Annotated in this window: 16 protein-coding genes; 9 read left to right on the top strand and 7 right to left on the bottom strand. The window is 63.1% G+C overall.

What is annotated here, in order from left to right; translation table 11 throughout:
- Nucleotides 1-135 precede the first annotated feature (135 nt).
- Together ndhM and LY254_RS09775 are read left to right on the top strand one after the other, a co-directional pair.
- On the top strand, nt 136-483 hold the full coding sequence (gene ndhM, locus LY254_RS09780) for an NAD(P)H-quinone oxidoreductase subunit M (protein WP_010313331.1): 348 nt from the start codon (nt 136-138) through the stop codon (nt 481-483).
- Nucleotides 480-1103, top strand: a complete 624-nt coding sequence (locus LY254_RS09775; RefSeq protein ID WP_247476882.1) for a DUF3172 domain-containing protein — start codon at nt 480-482, stop codon at nt 1101-1103. The genes ndhM and LY254_RS09775 overlap by 4 nt, the downstream gene beginning before the upstream one ends.
- Nucleotides 1104-1109: 6 nt before the next feature.
- Here the strand turns inward: LY254_RS09775 and LY254_RS09770 are convergent, their stop codons facing one another.
- Nucleotides 1110-2075, bottom strand: coding sequence for a LysR family transcriptional regulator (locus LY254_RS09770; protein ID WP_010313335.1), 966 nt, complete (start codon nt 2073-2075; stop codon nt 1110-1112).
- A gap of 142 nt (nt 2076-2217) precedes the next feature.
- Here LY254_RS09770 and LY254_RS09765 point away from each other — a divergent pair, with 142 nt between their 5' ends.
- The 6 genes from LY254_RS09765 (at nt 2218) to LY254_RS09740 (ending at nt 9366) form a co-directional block, all read left to right on the top strand.
- Nucleotides 2218-2919 (top strand): NnrU family protein, encoded by a 702-nt coding sequence (locus LY254_RS09765; RefSeq protein ID WP_247479854.1) that lies wholly within the window; start codon nt 2218-2220, stop codon nt 2917-2919.
- Between the two features lie 46 nt (nt 2920-2965).
- Nucleotides 2966-4984, top strand: a complete 2019-nt coding sequence (locus LY254_RS09760) for an NAD(P)H-quinone oxidoreductase subunit 5 (protein ID WP_247476881.1) — start codon at nt 2966-2968, stop codon at nt 4982-4984.
- A 117-nt stretch (nt 4985-5101) separates the two neighbouring features.
- On the top strand, nt 5102-6706 hold the full coding sequence (locus LY254_RS09755) for an NAD(P)H-quinone oxidoreductase subunit 4 (RefSeq protein ID WP_247479853.1): 1605 nt from the start codon (nt 5102-5104) through the stop codon (nt 6704-6706).
- Nucleotides 6707-6793: 87 nt separating this feature from the next.
- Nucleotides 6794-7153: a LapA family protein gene (locus tag LY254_RS09750; protein ID WP_010313342.1), complete on the top strand. Its 360-nt coding sequence runs from the start codon at nt 6794-6796 to the stop codon at nt 7151-7153.
- A gap of 121 nt (nt 7154-7274) precedes the next feature.
- Nucleotides 7275-8162: a segregation/condensation protein A gene (locus tag LY254_RS09745; protein WP_247476880.1), complete on the top strand. Its 888-nt coding sequence runs from the start codon at nt 7275-7277 to the stop codon at nt 8160-8162.
- Nucleotides 8163-8184: 22 nt separating this feature from the next.
- A complete protein-coding gene (locus LY254_RS09740; protein ID WP_247476879.1) occupies nt 8185-9366 on the top strand; it encodes an NDP-sugar synthase in 1182 nt (393 codons plus the stop codon).
- On the opposite strand, the gene LY254_RS09735 is transcribed toward LY254_RS09740, so the two are convergent.
- Nucleotides 9350-10234: a methylenetetrahydrofolate reductase gene (locus LY254_RS09735; RefSeq protein ID WP_247476878.1), complete on the bottom strand. Its 885-nt coding sequence runs from the start codon at nt 10232-10234 to the stop codon at nt 9350-9352. The two genes, LY254_RS09740 and LY254_RS09735, sit on opposite strands and share 17 nt — an antisense overlap.
- Nucleotides 10235-10327: 93 nt before the next feature.
- Between LY254_RS09735 and LY254_RS09730 the strand changes: the two genes are divergently transcribed.
- Nucleotides 10328-10597: a response regulator transcription factor gene (locus LY254_RS09730; protein ID WP_010313351.1), complete on the top strand. Its 270-nt coding sequence runs from the start codon at nt 10328-10330 to the stop codon at nt 10595-10597.
- Nucleotides 10598-10779: 182 nt separating this feature from the next.
- On the opposite strand, the gene LY254_RS09725 is transcribed toward LY254_RS09730, so the two are convergent.
- The 5 genes from LY254_RS09725 to ndhI are packed head-to-tail and all read right to left on the bottom strand — an operon-like array spanning nt 10780 to nt 13759.
- Nucleotides 10780-11283: a CYTH domain-containing protein gene (locus LY254_RS09725; protein WP_247476877.1), complete on the bottom strand. Its 504-nt coding sequence runs from the start codon at nt 11281-11283 to the stop codon at nt 10780-10782.
- Nucleotides 11284-11292: 9 nt separating this feature from the next.
- Nucleotides 11293-12204 carry an NAD(+) kinase gene (locus tag LY254_RS09720; protein ID WP_247476876.1) on the bottom strand — a complete coding sequence of 304 codons (912 nt, stop codon included), beginning with the start codon at nt 12202-12204 and terminating at the stop codon, nt 11293-11295.
- 30 nt (nt 12205-12234) lie between these two features.
- Nucleotides 12235-12564, bottom strand: a complete 330-nt coding sequence (nuoK, locus tag LY254_RS09715) for an NADH-quinone oxidoreductase subunit NuoK (RefSeq protein WP_010313359.1) — start codon at nt 12562-12564, stop codon at nt 12235-12237.
- Nucleotides 12564-13163 carry an NADH-quinone oxidoreductase subunit J gene (locus tag LY254_RS09710; RefSeq protein WP_247476874.1) on the bottom strand — a complete coding sequence of 200 codons (600 nt, stop codon included), beginning with the start codon at nt 13161-13163 and terminating at the stop codon, nt 12564-12566. Before LY254_RS09710 ends, nuoK begins: the two co-directional genes overlap by 1 nt.
- Entirely contained in the window at nt 13163-13759 is a 597-nt protein-coding gene (gene ndhI, locus LY254_RS09705) for an NAD(P)H-quinone oxidoreductase subunit I (protein ID WP_247476873.1), read from the bottom strand. Before ndhI ends, LY254_RS09710 begins: the two co-directional genes overlap by 1 nt.
- Nucleotides 13760-13784 lie beyond the last annotated feature (25 nt).

Genomic DNA, 13784 nt, shown 5'->3' with positions numbered 1-13784 from the left:
CAGCACGCAACCTTAAAGGGCCCGTGCCCAGGGCTGAGTCCCTCCAGTCCCAAGCCGGCTTGACCAGACCCGCCAGGCGCTTCTTAAAGTCTTGACGCCGGCCTTCGGGTTCGCCGGTCAGCAGATTGCCTCGCCATGGCCGACACCCTGATCAAATCCACCACTCGCCACGTGCGCCTCTTCACGGCACGGGTGGAGAACGGTCAACTGGTCCCTGACGATCAGCAGCTCACCCTGGACCTGGATCCGGACAACGAATTTCTCTGGAACACGGCGGCCCAAGAGGTCGTGCAGCAGCGCTTCCAAGAACTCGTGCAGGCCAACGCCGGCAACGATCTCAACGACTACAACCTGCGCCGGATCGGATCGGAGCTCGAGGGAACCATCCGCACCCTGCTCCAGGCCGGTCAGCTCAGCTACAACCCCGACTGCCGAGTCCTGAACTACTCGATGGGTCTTCCCCAAAGCCCCGAGCAGCCATGACCCGCTCCCGCTACGGCCGCAGCAGCTACGACGAGGGTTACGGCCGTGAGAGCTATGGGGACCCGCGCCGCGGTGGCGGCCGGCCCCGGGGACCTGGCTCAGGTGGTGGTGGCGCCCCTGGTGGTGGCGGGGGCTTTCAGTTCAACGTGGGCACGGTGGCCGTGCTCGGTGGTGTCCTGGTGGTCGGCATCGGCATCGGGACCGGCATCTCCAGTAACACCCAAGGGGACCAGGGCAACATCGCCAGCTCCCAGCAGCTGGACATGGCCGTCCCCGATCCGGAGTTCTGCCGGCAGTGGGGCGCCAGTGCCTTCGTGATGGACATCGAGCTCTACACGACCATGAACCCCAGCTCGAGCTTCGTCACCCAACCGGCACTGCGGCCGGGCTGCGTGATCAGAAGGGAGAACTGGAGCGTCCTGCAGAAGGAAGGGGCTGTCACCGCTGAGCAGATGCGCCAGTGCAAACAGCGGATGAACACCTTCGCCTACATCGGCTCGGTGAAAGACCAGCCGATCGTGCGCTGCGTCTATCAGACGGACATCACGGAGAACAAATTCATCACCAAGGGCGTTGCCGATGACGCCGCCGGCATCACCCCTGAAGCCGACCAGTTCTGAGGCCTCCTAGGCCTCTACTGGTTCCGGCATGGGCCGGCGCAGGGGGCTATCGGGGCTGGCAAAGACCGGCAGGATTTCCTTGCGGAAGGCATCGGCGGCCCGCGAGCAGTAGCGCGCCGGGTGGGTAATCAACTTGAGCTGCCGGCGCACGGAGAGATCCGCCAGGGCAGGACGGTGCAGGTTGCCCGCCGCCAGTTCCCGCTCGATCGAAACCACCGGCAGGAACGCAGCACCCAGTCCGCTCTGCACGGCGTTCTTGATGGCCTCAAACGAGTTGAGCTCCATCTCAATCTTCAGGCGCGAGACGTCCAGGCCCGAGCGCGCCAGCAGTTGGTCCACCATCTTGCGCGTGGTCGACTGGGCATCCAGGGAGACAAAGCCCAACCTGTACAGGTCGTCCTTGCTGAGCTCCGGCAGGCGGGCCAAGGGGTGCTTGGTGGGAAGCACCAGGGCCAGCTCATCGCTGGCATAGGGGATGACCTGCAGCAGTTCATTGAGCTCGCTGGGCAGCTCGCCGCCGATGATCGCCAGGTCGATCTGGCCGTTGGCCACGCTCCAGCCGGTGCGGCGGGTGCTGTGCACCTGCAACTGAACCGCCACCTCGGGGTATTTCTGGCGGAATAGGCCGATCATCCGCGGCATCAAATAGGTGCCGGTGGTCTGGCTCGCACCAACAATCAAGGAGCCGCCTTTGAGGTTGTGAAGGTCATCCAGGGCGCGACAGGCCTCTTGGCACTGACTCAGGATCCGGTCGCAGTAGCTCAGCAGCAGGTGACCGGCCTCGGTCAACTGGGCCTTGCGTCCCCCCCGGTCAAACAGGGAGACATTGAGCTGCTTCTCCAGGTTTTGGATCTGCAGGGAGACCGCCGGCTGGGTGACGTAGAGGCTGTCGGCGGCCTTTTTAAAGCTGCCCTCGCTGGCGATCGCCCGCAGGATGCGCAGCTGATCAAGAGTGAACGGCAGATCAGCCATGCAGGGCGCTGCGGTTCAGCGGGGGGATCAAAACTCTAGGTCGATCGAACAGCGGGTTCATGCGCTTGGCCAGAATCCACTGGATCTGAAGCAACCCTGAGCCTTGAGCAGCGCCAGCCACCTCCACCACAGCAGCCTGGTGATGCTGGCTCTACTCCTGGTCTTCGCCGTCATCCACAGCGGCGGGGCCTCTCTGCGGTACTGGGGGGCTGAGCGCATTGGTGAGCGGGCCTGGCGGCTGTTGTTTGCCGCCGTCAGCATTCCCTCTGCCGTGGTGGTGATCGGTTACTTCCTCGCCCACCGCTACGACGGGATCCGGCTCTGGAATCTCCAGGACCAGGCCTGGATCGTGCCCCTGGTCTGGGTCGGAACAGCCATCTCCTTTCTCTTCCTCTACCCAGCGACCTACAACCTGCTGGAGATCCCGGCGGTCCTCAAGCCCCAGGTGCGCATGTACGCCACCGGCATCATTCGCATCAGCCGCCACCCCCAGGCCATTGGCCAGATCCTCTGGTGCTGCACCCATCTGCTCTGGATTGGCAGCAGCTTCATGGTCGCGACCTGCCTTGGCTTGATTGCCCACCATCTCTTTGCCGTTTGGAACGGTGATCGCCGTCTCAGCAACCGTTTTGGCGAAGCCTTTGAGGAGCTCAGGGCCAGCACCTCCATCGTTCCCTTCCGCGCGGTGCTGGATGGACGTCAACAGCTGGTGGCCTCTGAATTCCTCAGGCCCGCCCAACTGGGCATCGCCATCGCCGTTGGCGTCTTCTGGTGGGCCCACCGCTACATCGGGCTTGCCGCGACAGGCTTCAGTCGATTAGGGCTCGCGCACTGGCTGGGATAAGCGCCCACGGGGCTGCCTACACTCGCCCTGATTCCCTGAGTGCCGGATGCCGTCGCCCGCCGAACTCGCCTGGCTCATCCCGGTGCTCCCGCTGATCGGGGCCGCGATCGTTGGCCTGGGGCTGATCAGCTTTAACCGCACGGTCAACCGCCTGCGCAAACCGGTTGCACTGCTGTTGATCAGCTGTGTCGGAGCCGCGGCGGTCTTGAGTTACGCCGTTCTCGCCCAGCAGCTGGCGGGCGCCGGGGCCACAGAGGTGCTCTTCGACTGGGCCAGCGCCGGGGCCTTCACCTTGGAGATGGGCTTCCGCGTCGACGCGCTCGGCGCCGTCATGCTCTCGCTGGTGACGACCATCGCCGTGCTGGTGATGATCTACTCCGATGGCTACATGGCCCACGACAAGGGCTATGTCCGCTTTTTCACCTACCTCGCCCTCTTCAGCAGCTCGATGCTGGGCCTGGTGATCAGCCCCAACCTGCTCCAGATCTATGTCTTCTGGGAGCTGGTGGGCATGTGCTCCTACCTGCTGGTGGGCTTCTGGTACGACCGCGATGGCGCCGCCAATGCCGCCCAGAAAGCCTTTGTGGTGAACCGCGTCGGTGACTTCGGCCTGCTGCTGGGCATCCTCGGCCTGTTCTGGGCCACCGGCAGCTTCGGCTTTGAAGAGATCGGGGTGCGCCTGCAAGAGGCCATCAGCGCCGGCAGCGTCTCCAACGGCATCGCGATCCTGCTCTGCCTACTGGTCTTCATGGGTCCGATGGCCAAGTCGGCCCAGTTCCCGCTGCACGTTTGGCTGCCGGACGCGATGGAGGGCCCAACCCCCATCTCAGCCCTGATCCATGCCGCAACGATGGTGGCGGCGGGTGTCTTCCTGGTGGCGCGCCTGCAACCGGTCTACGTGCCCTTCCCAGAGGTGCAGGTCGTGGTGGCCGTGATCGGCACAATCACGCTCTTCCTGGGGGCCTCGATCGCCCTCACCCAGATGGATCTGAAGAAGGGCCTGGCCTACAGCACCGTCAGCCAACTGGGCTACATGATGCTGGCCATGGGTTGTGGCGCCCCGGTGGCGGGCATGTTCCACCTGGTGACTCACGCCTTCTTTAAGGCCATGCTTTTCCTGGGCTCTGGCTCAGTGATCCACGCCATGGAAGAGGTGGTCGGCCACGAGGCAGTCCTGGCCCAGGACATGCGTTTGATGGGCGGGCTGCGCAAGTACATGCCCGTCACCAGCAGCACCTTCTTTATCGGCTGCCTGGCCATCAGCGGTATCCCGCCCCTGGCTGGTTTCTGGAGCAAGGACGAAATCCTCGGCCAAGCCTTTGGCAGCTTCCCGATCCTCTGGGCCGCGGGCTTTGTCACCGCCGGGATGACCGCCTTCTACATGTTCCGGCTCTACTTCCTGACCTTTGAAGGGGAGTTCCGCGGCAACGACAAGGCGATGCAAGCCCAGCTGATGGCCGCTGCCGGCAAAGGCGCGGACGAGCACGGTGAGGAGCATGGCGAACACCATGCCCACGCCGATCATCCCCATGAATCCGGCTGGCAGATGGCCATGCCCTTAGCCGTCCTGGCGGTCCCCTCGGTCTTGGTGGGTCTCTTGGGTGTGCCCTGGAACAGCCGGTTCGGCACCCTCCTCGATCCCCAGGAAGCCGCCGAGGTGGCAGAACACTTCAGCTGGTCTGAATTCCTGCCCTTAGCCGGAGCCTCCGTGACGATCTCGGTGATCGGCATCAGCGTGGCCGTCCTGGCCTACGCCCTGCGCAAGCTGGACCTTGCGACTGCAGTGGCGGGTCGTTTCCCCAGCATCAATGCCTTCCTGGCGAACAAGTGGTACCTGGACGACATCAACGACAAGCTCTTCGTTCAGGGCAGCCGCAAACTGGCGCGCTCGGTGCTGGAGGTGGACTCCAAGGTGGTTGATGGGGTCGTGAACCTCACCGGCCTGGTCACCCTGGGCAGTGGAGAGGGCCTCAAATACTTCGAGACCGGCCGTGCGCAGTTCTATGCGCTGATCGTTTTCGGAGGGGTGATCGCCCTGGTGGTGCTCTTCGGAGCCCTGGGCTGAGGCCCTCGCACAACGCTCTGTGTGACATCGCCCACTCCCAGGGGCGCGTCACGGTGAGCATTTCTACACTCCGCCTAAAGCGATTCGCTTTCGGTGATCCTGGACTTCGTCTCAACCCTGGCCGTAGCGACGGAACAGGCGAGCAGCTCGGCATTCCCGTGGCTCAGCGCCTCGATCCTGTTCCCGATTGCAGCGGCCCTCTGCATTCCGTTTATCCCTGACAAGGGGGATGGCAAACAGGTCCGCTGGTTTGCCCTGGGCGTGGCCCTGATCACCTTTTTGATCACCGTTGGGGCGTATCTGACCGGGTACGACCCCAGCGACCCGAATCTGCAATTGGTGGAGCGGGTCAGCTGGCTCCCGCAAGTGGGGCTGTCCTGGTCGGTTGGAGCCGACGGGATCTCCATGCCGCTGATCCTGCTGACCAGCTTCATTACGGCCCTGGCCGTGCTGGCGGCCTGGCCCGTGAGCTTCAAGCCCCGCCTTTTCTATTTCCTGCTGCTGGCGATGGATGGCGGCCAGATCGCCGTCTTCGCTGTCCAGGACATGCTGCTGTTCTTCCTGGCCTGGGAGCTGGAGCTGCTGCCGGTCTATCTGCTCTTGGCGATCTGGGGCGGGAAAAAACGCCAGTACGCCGCCACCAAGTTCATCCTCTACACCGCTGGCAGTTCGCTGTTCATCCTCCTGGCGGGCCTGGCCATGGCCTTCTACGGCGGGACCACCAGCTTTGAGTACAGCGACTTGATGGCCAAGGGCTTCTCCTTGAAGTTCCAACTCCTGGCCTATGCGGGCCTACTGATCGCCTTTGGCGTCAAGCTCCCCATCGTTCCGCTGCATACCTGGCTCCCGGATGCCCACGGCGAAGCGACGGCCCCGGTCCACATGCTGCTGGCCGGGATTTTGCTGAAGATGGGCGGCTACGCCCTGCTGCGTTTCAACTGCCAGATCCTTCCGGATGGGCATGCGGTCTTCGCGCCACTGCTGGTCGTTCTGGGCGTGGTGAACATCATTTACGCCGCCCTGACCTCCTTCGCCCAACGCAACCTCAAACGCAAAATCGCCTACAGCTCGATCAGCCACATGGGCTTTGTGCTGATCGGCATCGGCAGTTTCAGTGCGCTGGGCTCCAGCGGGGCGATGCTGCAGATGATCAGCCACGGCCTGATCGGCGCCTCCCTGTTCTTCCTGGTGGGTGCCACCTACGACCGAACCCACACCCTCCAGCTCGACGAGATGGGTGGTGTTGGCCAGAAGATGCGCAAGATGTTTGCGCTCTGGACGGTCTGCTCCCTCGCTTCCTTGGCCCTTCCGGGGATGAGCGGCTTCGTCAGCGAGCTGATGGTCTTCGTCGGCTTCGCCACCGACGACGCCTACACCCTTCCCTTCCGGGTGGCCATCGATGGCCTGGCGGCCATTGGCGTGATCCTGACTCCGATCTACCTGCTCTCGATGTTGCGGGAGATCTTCTACGGGAAGGAGAAGGCCGAGCTCGTCGACCACACCAACCTGGTGGATGCCGAGCCGCGGGAGATCTACATCATCGGTTGCCTGCTGGTTCCGATCATCGGCATTGGCCTCTACCCACGCCTGATGACCGACAGCTACAAGGCGTCGATGGAGCAGTTGGTGGCCCGAAACGAGAGTGCGATGAAGGCCCTGACCGCTCCTGCCGGAGCCGGTCTGATTCGCCAGGCACCCTTGCAGGCACCAGCCCTGACCTAGGACCATTACGAAGCGCAGCCTCTCAGCGGCTGCGCGTGCAAGATCTTCGTAATCTCAAAAACAGCTCAACAGCGGCCCCTCGCAGCCATGAAGCAGCTGAACTTCCTGCTGATCTTCAGTTTTGGTCTGGCCACTGTGATGTTCACCCTGGAGAACACCGCGCCCACCACCGTGCGCTTTCTGCCCGGGCTGACCACCACCATGCCCCTGGCCGCACTGCTGCTGGTGGTGGGCGGTGTCGGCGCAACCGCCGCCTGGGTCTTTGCCGTCTGGACCGGTGTGGTCAAGCGGGTTGAAAGCCAGACCGATCCAGGCGAGTACGAAGCACAACAGGTGCGCATTCGCGAGCTTGAGGAAGACGTGCAGCGCTACCGCGCCACTGTGGATGCCCAGCTGGGCCTGCTCCCAGCCGCTGGCGAAAGCTCCGCCCAGGGCGAGGCCGCTTAATTGCACGCCTAGGGGCGCAAGATTGGCCAAGAAGCCCATGAAAAGAATGGGCTCAGATCGCTCTTGGGCACTGGCTTAACCCGCTTCAAGCCGGTACCTTCAGTCCAGTCCGCAAGAAACCGTGGCCGAAGGTGGCGCCAGGCTTGCGATCCGGCTGTTGCAGGACGCCGCTGAGCGGGGTGATCTCGACCCCTGGGACGTCGATGTCATCGCTGTCGTGGACGGCTTTCTCGATCAGCTGCGGCAGCGCATTGAAGTGCCCAAGCTCGTGGCGGCCCTCAACAAGGGACGCGGCGGCAGCTACGAACAGGACCTCGCCGAAACCAGCGAAGCCTTCCTCGCCGCCTCCGTGCTGGTCAGCCTGAAGGCGGAAGTCCTCGAGGCCCAGACCTTCCCCCCTGAACCCGACCTAGACGAGGGGTATGACTTTGACTTCGATGCCGAGGGGCAGGGTTGGCTCCTCACCCCTGGGCTGGAGCTCCCCCGCAAACCGGAGCGCCATCTGCTGCGGCGCCCCGTAGCCCCGCCACCGCTGCAGCGCCCGGTGACCCTGGGCGAACTGATCCGGCAACTCGAGGACATCGCCGAGCGCCTCGAGCAGGAAGAGGGACAAGTCCGCAACCGCCAACGCAGCCGCCGCTACAGCGACCGGGCCGCGATCGAGCAGGTCGCCGCCCTCGCACACCGCGAGAAACTGCCGGAAACCACTGCCGCCCTGAGTCAATTCCTGCTGCAGTGGCCCCAATCCCTGGAGTGGACGGGTTTTGAGGGTCTCGTGGAGGCCTGGGCTGCCGTCGCACCAGAGGATCTGGACAGCGATCGGGTGGGGGTGTTTTGGGCGCTGCTGTTCCTCTGCTCCCAAGGAAAAGTGGAGTTGGAGCAGCAGGGCGGCTTGTTCGGGCCCCTGCAACTCAAGCGGCTGCTCGATGAGCGGGAATCGGTGCAACTACCGCTGCCCTCTGAACTGGGGTCAGCTCGGGGGCCGGCTCGTGAACCCATTGCGGCCTAAGTCTTTTGCGTAGGGTGGCGCGATGAAGGCGATGATCCTGGCCGCGGGCAAGGGAACCCGTGTGAGACCCATTACTCACACGATCCCGAAGCCGATGATCCCCATCCTTCAGAAACCCGTGATGGAGTTTCTGCTGGAGCTTTTGCGGGAGCACGGGTTCACCGAAATCATGGTGAATGTCTCCCACCTGGCTGAGGAGATCGAGAACTATTTCCGCGATGGTCAACGCTTTGGCGTTGAAATCGCCTACAGCTTTGAAGGACGGATTGAAGACGGCGAGCTCATTGGTGATGCTGTTGGCTCCGCCGGTGGCCTCAAAAAAATTCAGACCTTCCAACACTTCTTTGATGACACCTTCGTGGTGCTCTGCGGAGATGCGCTGATCGACCTCGATCTCAGCGAAGCCGTGAAGCGCCACAAGGCCAAAGGGGCGATGGCGAGCTTGATCACCAAGCGCGTTCCCCGGGACCAGGTCAGCAGCTACGGCGTCGTGGTGACCGATGACGACGGCCGGGTGCGTTCCTTCCAAGAGAAGCCCTCTGTGGAAGAAGCCGCCAGCGACATGATCAACACCGGCATCTACATCTTCGAGCCGGAAGTTCTCGATTTTGTCCCCGAGGGTGTTCCCTTCGACATCGGCTCTGACCTCTTCCCCCAGCTGGTAGCCAACGGCGCACCGTTCTACGCCCTGCCGATGGACTTCGAGTGGGTCGATATCGGCAAAGTCCCCGACTACTGGCAGGCCATCCGCAGTGTTCTGCAGGGCGAAGTGCGCCAGGTTCAAATCCCCGGCAAGGAAATCCGTCCGGGCATCTATGCCGGCCTCAACGTGGCAGCCAACTGGGACAAGATCCATGTCGAGGGACCGATTTACGTCGGCGGCATGACCAAGATCGAAGACGGCGCCACAATCATTGGCCCCGCGATGATCGGACCGAGCTGCCACATCTGCGAAGGCGCCACGATCGATAACTCGATCATCTTTGACTACTCCCGCATCGGACCCGGCGTTCGTTTGGTCGAGAAGTTGGTCTTTGGTCGTTACTGCGTAGACCGCAATGGCGACCACTTCGATCTCCAAGAAGCAGCCCTGGACTGGCTGATCACCGACGCCCGTCGCCAGGACTACGCCAAGCCCTCTGCGCAACAGAAGGCCATGGCCGACCTGCTCGGCACCGATCTAGCGATCAGCAGCGCGAGCTGAATCCCGCCCTCTCCAGGACCAGGGGAATGCGCTCCTCGGCCTTCACGGCCATCAGGTGAACCCCCTGACAGGTTTGGGCGTAGCGACGGACCTGTTCCGCGGCGATGGTGATTCCCTCGTCCGCTGGATTGCTCGCGGCGGCCAGTCGATCAATGATCGCTTGAGGAATACAGGCTCCGGGAACGACGCGGTTAATGAAGGCGGCGTTTTTCGCCGATTTCAGGAGAAACACCCCCGCCAGTACCGGCAGTCCTAAGGGTGCGGTGATCTCATCGACGAAACGCTTCAGGCAGTCCTCATCCATCACCATCTGGGTCTGCACGAATCGAGCCCCCGCCTGCTGCTTCCGGCGGATTCGGCTGCTCAGGCCACTCCAACTGGGGCTTTGCGGATCGGCCGCTGCACCGGCGAACAGGTCCGTTGGACCATCCGGCAGGGGGCCATCCACCGGATCCTCACCGCGGTTAAAGGCCGCCACCTGTTTGAGCAAGCGCACCGACTCCAACTCGTTGACCGGCCGGGCCTGCGGTTGATCTCCCGCCCGAACCGGGTCCCCCGTCAGACAGAGGATATTTCTGATCCCCAGGGCATGGGCCCCCAGCAGATCGGCCTGCAGACCAATGCGATTGCGGTCCCGGCAGGCCTGCTGCCAGACCGGCTCGACACCGGCGTCTAGCAACAGCCGACAGACCGCCAGGCTGCTCATCCGCATGACGGCGCGGCTGCCATCGGTGACGTTCACGGCGTGCACCCAGTCCTTCAGCAACGCGGCGTGCTCAAGGGTCCGCTTGATCTCCCCGCCACGGGGGGGCATCACCTCTGCCGTCAGGGCAAACTGGCCCGCCTCAAGCGCCTGCTGTAGCCGCAAAACAACCTTGCTTAACAGGGCCCATCATTAACCATCGCTGCCATGCCCAGATGGGATCGGCTGCCTACAGTGACAAGGCGTCTCGGGGCATGGATGACTGATCGAAGCAGCCTCGGCCATTCCCCCATGGACCTCTCCGAGCGCGAACTGGAGATCATCCAACTCGTCGCCCAAGGCCTCACCAATCAGGAGATTGGCGAGAACCTGATGATCAGCAAACGCACCGTGGACAACCACGTCAGCAACGTCTTCACCAAAACGGGCGCCAAGAACCGCGTGGCGCTACTGAATTGGGCGATGGATCACGGCAAGATCTGCCGCGACGGCTTCAATTGCTGCAACCTGCCTGGGGACGAGGACTAGCTCCCGACTCCCCCGCCGCGAACAGCGGCTCAATACTGAAGGCACCCTCGCCCAGGGCAAAGAGCTCGGCGTAGGCGAGGCACTCGGCCTGATCCAGCCCACAGCAGCGGAGCACTCCGTCTTGGTCGTAAAGGCCGAGCAACGAACAACCTGGTCAATCCTTAAGCAAATCCTAAGGCAGCTCAGCTGTGCTCCAGCCAGGGGGTCCGCTCCGCCTCGCTCCAGCGGGCCCAGGGATGGCTTGCCAAGGCCGCATTGCTGAATTGGCCCAGCCCGGTGATCTCCCGCACGCACCAATCCGGGATCTCCACGGCCTGATCGGCCCGCTCAAGTTCCACTTCGGCCAGCACCAAGGGGGCGTTCTCCCCTGCAAAGACATCCAGAACCCAGTCCCCACCCGGTAAATCCAAGCCGAAGCGACGCTTGATCAGCTGGGCTTCGCAGCGCTCGAGCAACGCCGAAGCATCGGCCGCCGGAATCGCGTACTCAAACTCTTGCCGGGCGATTCCGCCGGCGGGAAATTTGAGCGTCAGCCAGGCCTCATCGACGCCAGCCAGGCGGACCCGCGAGGTCATCGCCTGGGAGGAGTTCGGCAGGTACCCCTGGGCGAAGTCCCGCTGCCAAGACACCACGGAGCGCCACTGCTGACCGGCGACCAGAAAGCGGCGTTCAATCTCGAGGGCCATGGGCTTGCTCTAGTTGGGAGACGGCTCGGCGGCCGTCAAACTGCCGGCCCAATGCAACTTATGGGTCAAGGTGCGGTAGTAGGAGGGGCTCTGCTCCAGCAACACCATCAAGGCGTGATGGGGGGAGCGGCGCACATCACAGCGATCCCCGGGCTCCAGCACCGCCGCGAAGGCCCCGTCCTTCCAGAGGCGCACCCGACTGTTGGAGGGACCCAGCGGCCAGACCGCCAACTGCGCCCGGGGGGGAACCACCAACGGACGGCTGGAGAGGCTCATCGGACAGATCGGGTTCACCACAATCGCCTCAACACCGGGATGCAAGATCGGGCCGCCGGCAGCCATCGAATACCCCGTTGAGCCAGTCGCGGTCGACATGATCAAGCCATCCCCCCGGAACTGATCGACCACCTCCCCATCAATCTCCAACTCCAGGACACAGGTGGGGGTGACCTCATCGATCCCGGGCCTCAGGTAGAGGTCATTGAGGGCCGTATGCACCGTGTCGCTGCTGTCGGTGCGCGCCTCGAGCATCATGCGCCGCTCGAGGGCAAAGCGATCGTCCCGAAGTCGCTGCCAGAGATCGAAGGAACCCTCGGCTTCATGGCCATGGCCCAGCAGCTTGCGCTCCTGGGTCAAAAAGCCGAAATGACCGCCGACGTTGAACGAGAGGATCGGCACATCCAGGGACGCCAGGTGCCGCGCAGCCCCAAGGACCGTTCCGTCTCCGCCCAGCACCACGGCCAAATCGGGCGGACTCCCCTCATCCGCCAAGAGTCCGGGGAAGGGGTTCGCACTGGCCCCACTCATGGCCACGGCGACCTTGACGCCTTGATCGCGCAAGATCTGGGCACAACGCCGGGCTTGGCGCAGGGCAGCCTGGCTGGCCGCTCGATGGATCAACCAAACGGTCTCAAGGCGCATAAGCCAGAGCTGAGCTCGCGCCCAGCCTGGCTACCAACGCAGCAAGTTGAAACGCTCCATATCCACCGTTTCACGGTTCCGATACAGAGAGAGAAGGATCGCAAGGCCAACGGCAGCCTCAGCAGCCGCCACGGTGATGACGAAAATCGCAAAGACCTGTCCGCGAATCAGCTGGCCATCGAGGTAGCTGGAGAAGGCCATCAGGTTGATATTCACCGCATTAAGCATCAGCTCGATGCTCATCAGCACCCGCACGGCGTTGCGGCTGTTGATCAGTCCCCAGACACCCGTGCAAAACAGGATGGCGGCCAAGGCGAGATAGCCCTGGAGAGGAACGGTGGTGGGCAGCTCGATGGACATCAGTTGGTTTTCTCCAGGAGCAGGGGCGTGCGGGATTTCTCGATCAAACCCTGATCAGCGGGTTCGCCGGTGACCACATCGGTGCTGAAGACATCGCGGCGGGCCAGGACGATCGCGCCAATCATCGCCATCAACAGCAGGACTGACGCCAGCTCGAATGGCAGCAGGTAGTCGCTGAAGAGGTGCTCACCGATGCGAATGGTGGCCTCTTCGCCAATGGGGGTCGGGCCGGGCAGGGCCCAGGGGGTCGTGAAGGCCACCCGCAGCAGCAGGGCAAACAAACCAGCGCACACTGCACCAGAGAGGAAGCGACGCACGGCCAGGCCAGGGATCGCCGCCAGGTCTTCCTTCTTGTTCACGAGCATGATCGCGAACAGGATCAGGACGTTGACCGCACCGACGTAGACGAGCACCTGGGCGGCCGCCACGAAACTGGCATTCAGCAGCAGATAGAGACCGGCAACCGAGAGGAACACGCCGCCCAGCAGAAAGGCGGAATAGACGATGCTCGGCAGCAGGACCACGCCAAGGGCGCCAATGGCGACCGCTGCTGAGAGGAAGACAAAGCAGATGAACTGCGTGGAGGAAGCAATGGTCATCAGGCGTTCTCCTCCTTCGGCAGGGTCTTGAGGACGTCAGCGGGCAGTTTGCCGGCCCGCGGACGATTGGAATCCACGCCATGGGGATCCATCTCCCCTTTCGGCAGATAGGCCAGCTCCCGCAGGGGCAAGACCGCTGGGTCGCTGGTGACGCTGGTGGGGAGACGGCCGAGGGCGACGTTGTCGTAGTTCAGGCTGTGGCGATCGAAGGCCGCCAGCTCGTACTCCTCGGTCATCGAGAGGCAGTTGGTCGGGCAGTACTCGACGCAGTTGCCGCAGAAGATGCACACCCCGAAGTCGATGGAGTAGTTGCGCAGTTCCTTTTTCTTGGTGGCTTTATTCATCACCCAATCCACCACCGGCAGGTTGATCGGGCAGACGCGCACACACACCTCACAGGCGATGCACTTGTCGAACTCGTAGTGGATTCGGCCTCGGTAGCGCTCCGACGGAATCAGTTTTTCGTAGGGGTACTGAACCGTGATCGGCCTGCGCTGAAGGTGGTCAAAGGTGACCGAAAGCCCCTGGGCGAGGTAGTTGGCCGCACCCACCGCATCGCGGGTGTAGTCACCGACTTTCTTGAGGAACCCGAACATGGAGTGGTGGGAAGGGGCGGTGGCG

This window comes from Synechococcus sp. NB0720_010, assembly GCF_023078835.1.
In the GTDB taxonomy this organism is placed as follows: domain Bacteria; phylum Cyanobacteriota; class Cyanobacteriia; order PCC-6307; family Cyanobiaceae; genus Vulcanococcus.
The sequence above is the reverse complement of the archived record's forward strand: the minus strand, read 5'-3'. Positions and strand labels throughout refer to the sequence as shown.

Bases quoted from the DNA above. Each gene is read 5' to 3' on its own strand.
- ndhM (WP_010313331.1), top strand. From the start codon at position 136: ATGGCCGACACCCTGATCAAATCCACCACTCGCCACGTGCGCCTCTTC.
- LY254_RS09775 (WP_247476882.1), top strand. From the start codon at position 480: ATGACCCGCTCCCGCTACGGCCGCAGCAGCTACGACGAGGGTTACGGC.
- LY254_RS09770 (WP_010313335.1), bottom strand. From the start codon at position 2,075: ATGGCTGATCTGCCGTTCACTCTTGATCAGCTGCGCATCCTGCGGGCG.
- LY254_RS09765 (WP_247479854.1), top strand. From the start codon at position 2,218: ATGCTGGCTCTACTCCTGGTCTTCGCCGTCATCCACAGCGGCGGGGCC.
- LY254_RS09760 (WP_247476881.1), top strand. From the start codon at position 2,966: ATGCCGTCGCCCGCCGAACTCGCCTGGCTCATCCCGGTGCTCCCGCTG.
- LY254_RS09750 (WP_010313342.1), top strand. From the start codon at position 6,794: ATGAAGCAGCTGAACTTCCTGCTGATCTTCAGTTTTGGTCTGGCCACT.
- LY254_RS09740 (WP_247476879.1), top strand. From the start codon at position 8,185: ATGAAGGCGATGATCCTGGCCGCGGGCAAGGGAACCCGTGTGAGACCC.
- LY254_RS09730 (WP_010313351.1), top strand. From the start codon at position 10,328: ATGACTGATCGAAGCAGCCTCGGCCATTCCCCCATGGACCTCTCCGAG.
- LY254_RS09725 (WP_247476877.1), bottom strand. From the start codon at position 11,283: ATGGCCCTCGAGATTGAACGCCGCTTTCTGGTCGCCGGTCAGCAGTGG.
- LY254_RS09720 (WP_247476876.1), bottom strand. From the start codon at position 12,204: ATGCGCCTTGAGACCGTTTGGTTGATCCATCGAGCGGCCAGCCAGGCT.
- nuoK (WP_010313359.1), bottom strand. From the start codon at position 12,564: ATGTCCATCGAGCTGCCCACCACCGTTCCTCTCCAGGGCTATCTCGCC.
- LY254_RS09710 (WP_247476874.1), bottom strand. From the start codon at position 13,163: ATGACCATTGCTTCCTCCACGCAGTTCATCTGCTTTGTCTTCCTCTCA.
- ndhI (WP_247476873.1), bottom strand. From the start codon at position 13,759: ATGTTCGGGTTCCTCAAGAAAGTCGGTGACTACACCCGCGATGCGGTG.